This is a genomic window from Pseudomonas sp. BN515 (genome assembly GCF_029873155.1).
Lineage (GTDB): Bacteria > Pseudomonadota > Gammaproteobacteria > Pseudomonadales > Pseudomonadaceae > Metapseudomonas.
Window position 1 is genome coordinate 49,007 of sequence record NZ_SSOH01000050.1, and the last position, 7,454, is coordinate 56,460.

Sequence of the window (7,454 nt, forward strand, 5' to 3'; positions counted from 1 at the left end):
CCTTATGCGACACTGATCTGCCCCTTCTTCAGCGCTTCCATGACCGCTTCCTTCGGACCGTCGGCAATGACCCGGCCGCGGTCGACGATCAGCAGGCGATCCACCAGCGAAAGCATCGAGGCACGGTGGGTGACCAGCAGCAGGGTCTTGTTGGCGATCATCCCGGTGAGACGTTCCTTGAGGCGCTCCTCGCCGGGGTTGTCCATGGAGCTGGTGGGCTCGTCGAGCAGCAGGATCGGTGGATCGAGCAGCAGCGCGCGCGCCAGGGCGACGTTCTGCCGCTGGCCGCCGGACAGGTTCTGGCCCCGCTCACCCACCTGCAGTTCGTAGCCTTGCGGGTGCAACCGGGCGAACTCGTGCACGCCGGACAGCTCGGCCGCCTGCAGCACCAGTTCATCTTCCACGTAGCGGGCACCGGACATGAGGTTGTCACGCAGGGTGCCGCTGAACAGCTGGATGTCCTGGGGCACGTAGCCGACGTTGTGGCGCAGCTCGCTGACGTCCAGTTGGCGGATGTCGGTGCCGTCCACCAGCAGGCTGCCGGAATCGGCCTGGTAGAGGCCGACGATCAGCTTGGCCAATGAGCTCTTGCCGGAACCACTGCGGCCGATGATGCCGATCTTCTCGCCCGGACGAACGATCAGGTTCACTTCGCTCAGGGCCGGGGTCTGCTGGTGCGGGTAGGTGAAGTTGATCTGGCGCAGTTCCAAGCTGCCCTGCAGCTTGTCCCGCACCAGAGGCTGCTCGCCCTCCTGGCGCTCCTGCGGCAAGTCCATCATGTGGTCGACGGACTTCATGGTCAGGCGCGCCTGCTGGTAGCGGGTGAGCAGACCGGAAAGCTGGGTCAGCGGACCAAGGGCACGGCCATTGAGCATGTAGCAGGCGATCAGGCCGCCCATGCTGAGGTCACCGGCCATGATCAGGTAGACGCCGGACACGATCATCACCACGCCCGCCAACTGCTGGATCATCAGGGTCAGGTTCATCGCCAGGCTGGAAAGCATCTTCACCCGCAGCTCGAGGCGACCCAGGGTGCCGATGGTCTGCTCCCAGAGGTATTGGCGATCGCTCTCGGCGTTGTTGACCTTCACCGCGTCGAGACCGGCAAGGGTCTCGATCAGGCTCGACTGGCGTTCCGCCGCCAGCGCCATGGTGCGGTCCATGGTCGCCACCAGCGGTTTCTGCAACAGCCAGCTGATCCCCATGGCCAGCGGGAACGCCAGGACCGGCACCCAGACCAGGTGCCCGCCGAGCAATCCGATTACCAGCAGGATCAACAAGGTGAACGGCAGGTCGATGACGCTGGTGAGGGTCAGCGAGGCTAGGAAGTCCCGCAGCGTCTGGAACTCATGGATGTTCTGGGCAAAGCTGCCGACCCGCATCGGGCGGTACTTCATCGCCATGCCGACGATGCGCTCGAACAGGGTGGCGGAGATGATCAGGTCGGTTTTCTTACCCGCGAGGTCCAGGCAAAGGCCGCGCATGGTCTTGAGCAACAGATCGAAGAGGTAGGCCCCGGAGATGCCGACGGCCAGCACCCAGAGGGTGGCGACCGCCTGGTTGGGCACGACACGGTCATACACGTTCATCACGAACAGGGGAGCGCCCAGGCCAATCAGGTTGATCAGCAGACTGGCGGCAACCGCATCGGTATAGAGCCAGCGGGAGCGCTTCAGCGTGTCGCGGAACCAGGACTCGGTGCGCGGGATCAGGCTGTCGGTATTCAGGTCGTACTTGTGCTGCGGCTGAGCGAAGAACACCTGGCCGCTGTAGTCCTCCTGCAGCAGCTCGCGGGTGACCTTCACTTCACCGCCGTCGCTCTCGCTGAGCAGCAGGCGCGCCTTGCCGTCGTCGCCCCAGCCGAGCATGACCGCGCAGCGGCCTTCCTTGAGCAGCAGCAGCGCCGGCATGGCGATCTTCGGAATCTGATCCAGGCGCCGCTGCATCAGGCGGCCCTGCAGGCCCGCACGGGCGGCGGCGCGGGGAAGCAGATCGGCGGTCAGGCGCTGCTTGGGCAGCGGCAGGCCGCTGGTGAGCATGGCCCGGTTGGCGGGTTTGTGGTGCAGGACGCACAGGGACAGCAGCGAATCGAGCAAGGGGTCGTCGTGCTGCCCACGTGGATCGGTATTGACACTTGAACGACTGACTTCTGGATCCACGCCTGGATTCTCTGCTCTGGGGTCTACGGGAGGCAGGGCCTAGGCCGGACCCCGACGACGCAAGAGGGAGGGGACGCCCCCTTGCGCCGCGTGGATCCGAAACAGGTACCTAGTTCAGGCCGGGAAGAGTTGCCTCGGGCTTGAGCTCGGTCTGTACGACCGTCGCCATCGGCGCCACCACTCCCTGGCTCTTCAGCAACTCGCCCATGGTCGCTTTGATGCGGTACTGAGTAAACAGCTCGGTGTAGCGCAGGTCCACAAGGCGACGCGAGGCGGTGAACAGTTCGTTTTCGCTGTCCAGCAGGTCGAGCAGCGTACGTTCGCCGATGCTGAACTGCTGCTGGTACGACTCGCGCACACGGGTGCTGTAGTCGACGTATTGCTGGGCGATCGGAATCTGCTCGCGGGCGTTGTCCAGAGCGTTCCACGACAGACCGAGTTCTTCGTTCAGCACACGCAGGGCGTTGTTGCGAATGTCCAGCGCTTCGTTGATCTGGTAGGCCTTGGACTCCAGGTCGGCCTTGTGGCTGCCGCCGGCGAACAGGTTGTAACGCATGCGCAACATTGCCTGCCAATCGTTCACGTGGCCGTCTTCGCCATCCAGGTCATTGTCCGCCCCACGGGACAGTTCGGCGTCGAAGCGCGGATAGAAGAAGGACTTCGCGGCGTCGTACTGCTTCTCGGCCGCCGCCACGTCGGACTCGGCCGAACGCAGGACCGGGCTGTTGGCCAGCAGGGTGCCGCGGGCAGCTTCAAGGGATTCGGGCAGCTGTCCACGCAGGCCGGCCGGCTCGCTCAGGTCCACCGGGTCGATGCCCACCACGCTGTAGAAGTTGGTGCGTGCATCGCGCAGGTTGGTCTGCTCGGTGATCAGGTTGTTGCGGGCCTGGGCCAGACGCGCTTCGGCCTGGTCCTGGTCGGCCAGGCGCCCTACCCCGCGCTCACTGCGCAGGCTGATCTGGTCGAAGATGCGTTCGTGGCTGCGCAGGTTGGTCTCGGCCAGACGCACCATTTCCTGGCGACGCAGCACATCGATGTAGACCTGGGCCACATCCAGCGCGGTGCGCTCGGAAGTACCGAGCAGGGAATAGGCGCGGGAGTTCACGGTGGCCTGCTGGCGGCCCACTTCGTTCTGGGTGGCGAAGCCGTCGAACACCATCTGCTGCAGACGCAGGCTGGACTCGCCACGGGTCATGGTCTTCCAGTGGTCGTCGCCTTCGGCGCGGGTGGTGGTGTTGTCGCTGCCCTCACGGCCATAACCGCCCAGCAGGTCGACGGACGGTAGGTAACCGCCCTTGGCCGCCCTCAACTGTTTGTCGGCCGACAGACGGCTGTTAACCCCCGCCTGGATTTCCGGGTGGACATCCATGGCGTGCTGCATGGCTTCGGACAAGCTCTGGGCCTGAGTGGGAAGGCTCACAGCGAGGGCAAAAGGGAGAACGGCGGAGAATCTCAGACGCATATTCTTGGCATCCTTTTCGTTGAATTGGAGGTCCGGAAACTTCACCGGAGATTGCTTTCCGTCAGCACCGCGCGTTGTGGACGAGATCACATTGCCAAGCACTGGACGGCGACGCAAATATCAAAGTGACAGCATGAAATCGATTGTTTAGGATGGGAATCAATTGGTCAATACTTTGGCATATTCTCAATAGCCAATTGTCATAAGCCAATTAATTGGCGCCACCTTTACGCCATGCATTAACTATAGAAAGGGAATGTCAGTCCTGCGCTTGGTCATCGAAATTCGACCCCAGCGACGACAAGCCAGCTGAGAGCCAATTTCAGGAGAGTCACTCCATGAGCAGTGTTATTGCGGTCGTCAAAAGCATTGTTGGTCAGGTCTTCGCGATGTCTCCGGAAGGGTTCCAGCGGCTCCTCGTCGAGGGGGACAAACTCTTCAAAGGCGATCAGTTGCAAACCGGGCTTGAGGGGATGGTGACTCTCGAACTCACCGATGGCAGCACGGTCGACCTCGGCCGCGACAGCCAGTGGAGCGAATCCGACGTCGTGGCCAGCGTCGAAACCCAGGCTGCCCAGCCGGCCCCTCAGACGCCCGCCGATGACGTCGCGCAATTGCAGAAGGCGATCGAGGCCGGCGTTGACCCGACCCAGGCACTCGAAGCCACCGCAGCCGGCCCGAGCGCCGGTGGCGCAGGCGGTGGTGCCGCCGGTGGTGGCCACAGTTTCGTGATGCTGGATGCCACGGCGGGCCAGGTCGATGCGACCATCGGTTTCGCCACCAGCAACGTCCCCCTGGCCACTGAAGCGCTGGTGGAGGACGACAACACCCCGGATGCGGATGCCCCCCTGCCCCCCGATACCGTTCTGCCGGATGTACCCAACAATTCCCCGCAGGGCCAGGACAGCAGCATCACCACCGACGAAGACACTCCGGTGACAGGGCAGCTCGGCGCCACCGACCCCGATGGCGACCCGCTCACCTATACCCCGGGGGATGGTCCTCGCAACGGCACCGTGGTGATCAACCCGGATGGTTCCTACACCTACACGCCCAATCCGAACTACAACGGCAGTGACAGCTTCACGGTCGTCGTCGGAGACGGTAAGGGCGGCAGCGACACCATTACCGTCACCATTGGTGTGAATCCGGTGAACGACGCCCCGGTTGCCGCCAACGATGGCCCAGCCGCAGTCACCGAGGACACCCCGGCCACCGGCAACGTCCTGACCAACGACAGCGACACCGACGGCGATGCCCTGACCGTCACCCAGTTCACCGTGGCCGGCAGCACCTACACCGCCGGCCAGACCGCCACCCTCGGCGGCGTCGGCACCCTGGTCATCAATGCCGACGGCTCCTACACCTTTACCCCAGCGCCGAATTACACCGGCCCCGTGCCCACCGCCACCTACACCGTTACCGATGGCACGGCTACCGATACCGGCGAGCTGAGCTTCGCTGATGTAACGCCGGTCGATGACGCGTCCGCCCTGGTCGCCGACAGCAACACCGTGGCCGAGGACACTCCGGCCACCGGCAACGTGCTGAGCAACGACTCCGACGTCGACAACAGCCTCAGTGTGTCCAGCTTCACCATCGCCGGTGTCACTGGCAGCTTTACCGCCGGCCAGACCGCCACCATCGCCGGCGTCGGCACCCTGACCATCGCCAGCAATGGCGACTACAGCTTCACCCCCGACGCCAACTGGAACGGCACGGTCCCCCAGGTCAGCTACACCACCAACACTGGCAGCAGTTCCACGCTGAGCATCAGCGTCACCCCGGTGAATGACGCCCCCGTCGCAGCCAACGATGGCCCGGTCCCGGTCACCGAGGACACCCCGGCCACCGGCAACGTCCTGACCAACGACAGCGACGTGGAAGGCGATGCCCTCACCGTCACCCAGTTCACCGTGGACGGCAGCACCTACACCGCCGGCCAGACCGCCACCCTCGGCGGTGTCGGTACCCTGGTGATCAACAGCGACGGCAGCTTCACCTTCACCCCGGCACCGAACTACAACGGTCCGGTGCCGACCGCCACCTATACCGTTACCGACGGCAGCGCCACCGATACCGGTGAGCTGAGCTTCGGCGCCGTCAGCCCGGTCAACGATGCGCCGGTCGCCAGCAATGACGGACCGACCGCCGTGACCGAAGACACCCAGGCCAGCGGTAATGTGCTGACCAATGACAACGATGCCGACGGCGATGTCCTGTCCGTCACCGGCTTCAGCTTCGGCGGGAACAATTACCTGGCTGGCCAGACCGCAACCATCAATGGTGTCGGCTCCCTGGTCATCAACGCCAACGGCAGCTTCACCTTCACCCCGGCACCGAACTACAACGGCCCGGTTCCCACCGCGACCTACACCGTCAGCGATGGCAGCGCTACCGACACTGCCGAACTGAGCTTCGCCGATGTCACCCCGGTGGATGACGCGTCGGTCCTGGCTGCCGACAGCAACACTGTCGCCGAGGACAGCCCGGCCACCGGCAACGTGCTCACCAACGACAGCGATGTGGACAACACCTTGTCGGTCGCCAGCTTCAGTGTGGCCGGCATCAATGGCAGCTTCGCCGCAGGCGCGACGGCGACCATTACCGGCGTCGGCACCCTGACCCTCGCCGCCGACGGCAATTACACCTTTACCCCGGCCGCCAACTGGAACGGCGCAGTGCCGCAGGTAACCTACGTCACCACTACCGGCAGCAGCTCCACGCTGGACATCACCGTCACCCCGGCGAACGACGCTCCGCTGGCGGCCAATGACGGCCCGGTCCCGGTGATCGAGGACATCCAGGCGGTCGGCAATGTCCTGACCAACGACAGCGACGTCGATGGCGACGCCCTGACCGTCACCCAGTTCGAAGTGGGCGGGAGCACCTACACCGCTGGCCAGACTGCCACCCTCAGTGGCGTCGGCACCCTGGTGATCAACAGCGACGGCAGCTTCACCTTCACCCCGGCGCCGAACTACAACGGTCCGGTACCCACCGCGATCTATACCGTCAGCGACGGCACCACCACCGACACCGCCGAACTGAATTTCGCCGACGTCACTCCGGTGAACGATGCCTCAGTCCTGAGCCCCGACAGCAACACCGTGACCGAAGACAACCCGGCCACCGGCAACGTCCTGGGCAACGACAGCGACGTGGATGACACCCTCACTGTCGCCACTTTCAGCATCAATGGTGTGCCCGGTACCTTCACCGCCGGTACCGCAGCCACCATCAATGGCATCGGAAGCCTGGTGATCAATGCCAACGGCACCTACACCTTTACCCCGGTGCAAAACTGGAACGGTACGGTCCCGGAAGTCAGCTACACCACCAACACCGGCAGCAGCTCCACACTGACCATCACCGTCACCCCGGAGAACGATGCGCCGGAAACCAATGCGGCCAGCGGTTCGGGTAACGAAGACGCAGAAGGCATTCCGGTCAGCCTCAGCGGCTCGGATGTCGATGGCACTGTCGCCAGCTTCGTGATCAAGTCGCTGCCGGCCAACGGCACCCTGCTGCTGAACGGCGTCGCACTGGCCGCCGGCGACAGCGTCCCGGCCTCCGGCAACGGCGCCAACGTCACCTTCGTGCCGAATGCCAACTGGAACGGCACCACCACCTTCGACTATGCCGCCGTGGATAACGATGGTCTGGAGGACGCCACTCCGGCCACCGGTACCATCACCGTTGCCTCGGTCAACGACGCGCCGGATACCCTCGCGGCCAGCGGTTCGGGTAGCGAAGATTCGGCGGGTATCCCGGTCAGCCTCAGCGGCTCGGATGTCGATGGCACCGTCGCCAGCTTCGTGATCAAGTCGCTG

The 7,454-nt window shown here is 64.2% G+C and carries 3 protein-coding genes; 1 reads left to right on the plus strand and 2 read right to left on the minus strand.

Annotated elements, in window-relative coordinates; genetic code table 11:
• Positions 1–2: 2 nt before the first annotated feature.
• Entirely contained in the window at positions 3–2,159 is a 2,157-nt protein-coding gene (locus E8E91_RS13475; RefSeq protein ID WP_280376165.1) for a type I secretion system permease/ATPase, read from the minus strand.
• Positions 2,160–2,268: 109 nt separating this feature from the next.
• Positions 2,269–3,621, minus strand: coding sequence for a TolC family outer membrane protein (locus E8E91_RS13480; RefSeq protein WP_280372448.1), 1,353 nt, complete (start codon positions 3,619–3,621; stop codon positions 2,269–2,271).
• A gap of 338 nt (positions 3,622–3,959) precedes the next feature.
• On the opposite strand from E8E91_RS13480, the gene E8E91_RS13485 reads away from it, so the two are divergent.
• Positions 3,960–7,454 (plus strand): retention module-containing protein (locus tag E8E91_RS13485; protein WP_280376166.1); only part of this gene is annotated, 3,495 nt, incomplete at its 3' end.

Coding starts and splice junctions, on each gene's coding strand:
- E8E91_RS13480 (WP_280372448.1), bottom strand. CDS start 3,621: ATGCGTCTGAGATTCTCCGCCGTTCTCCCTTTTGCCCTCGCTGTGAGC.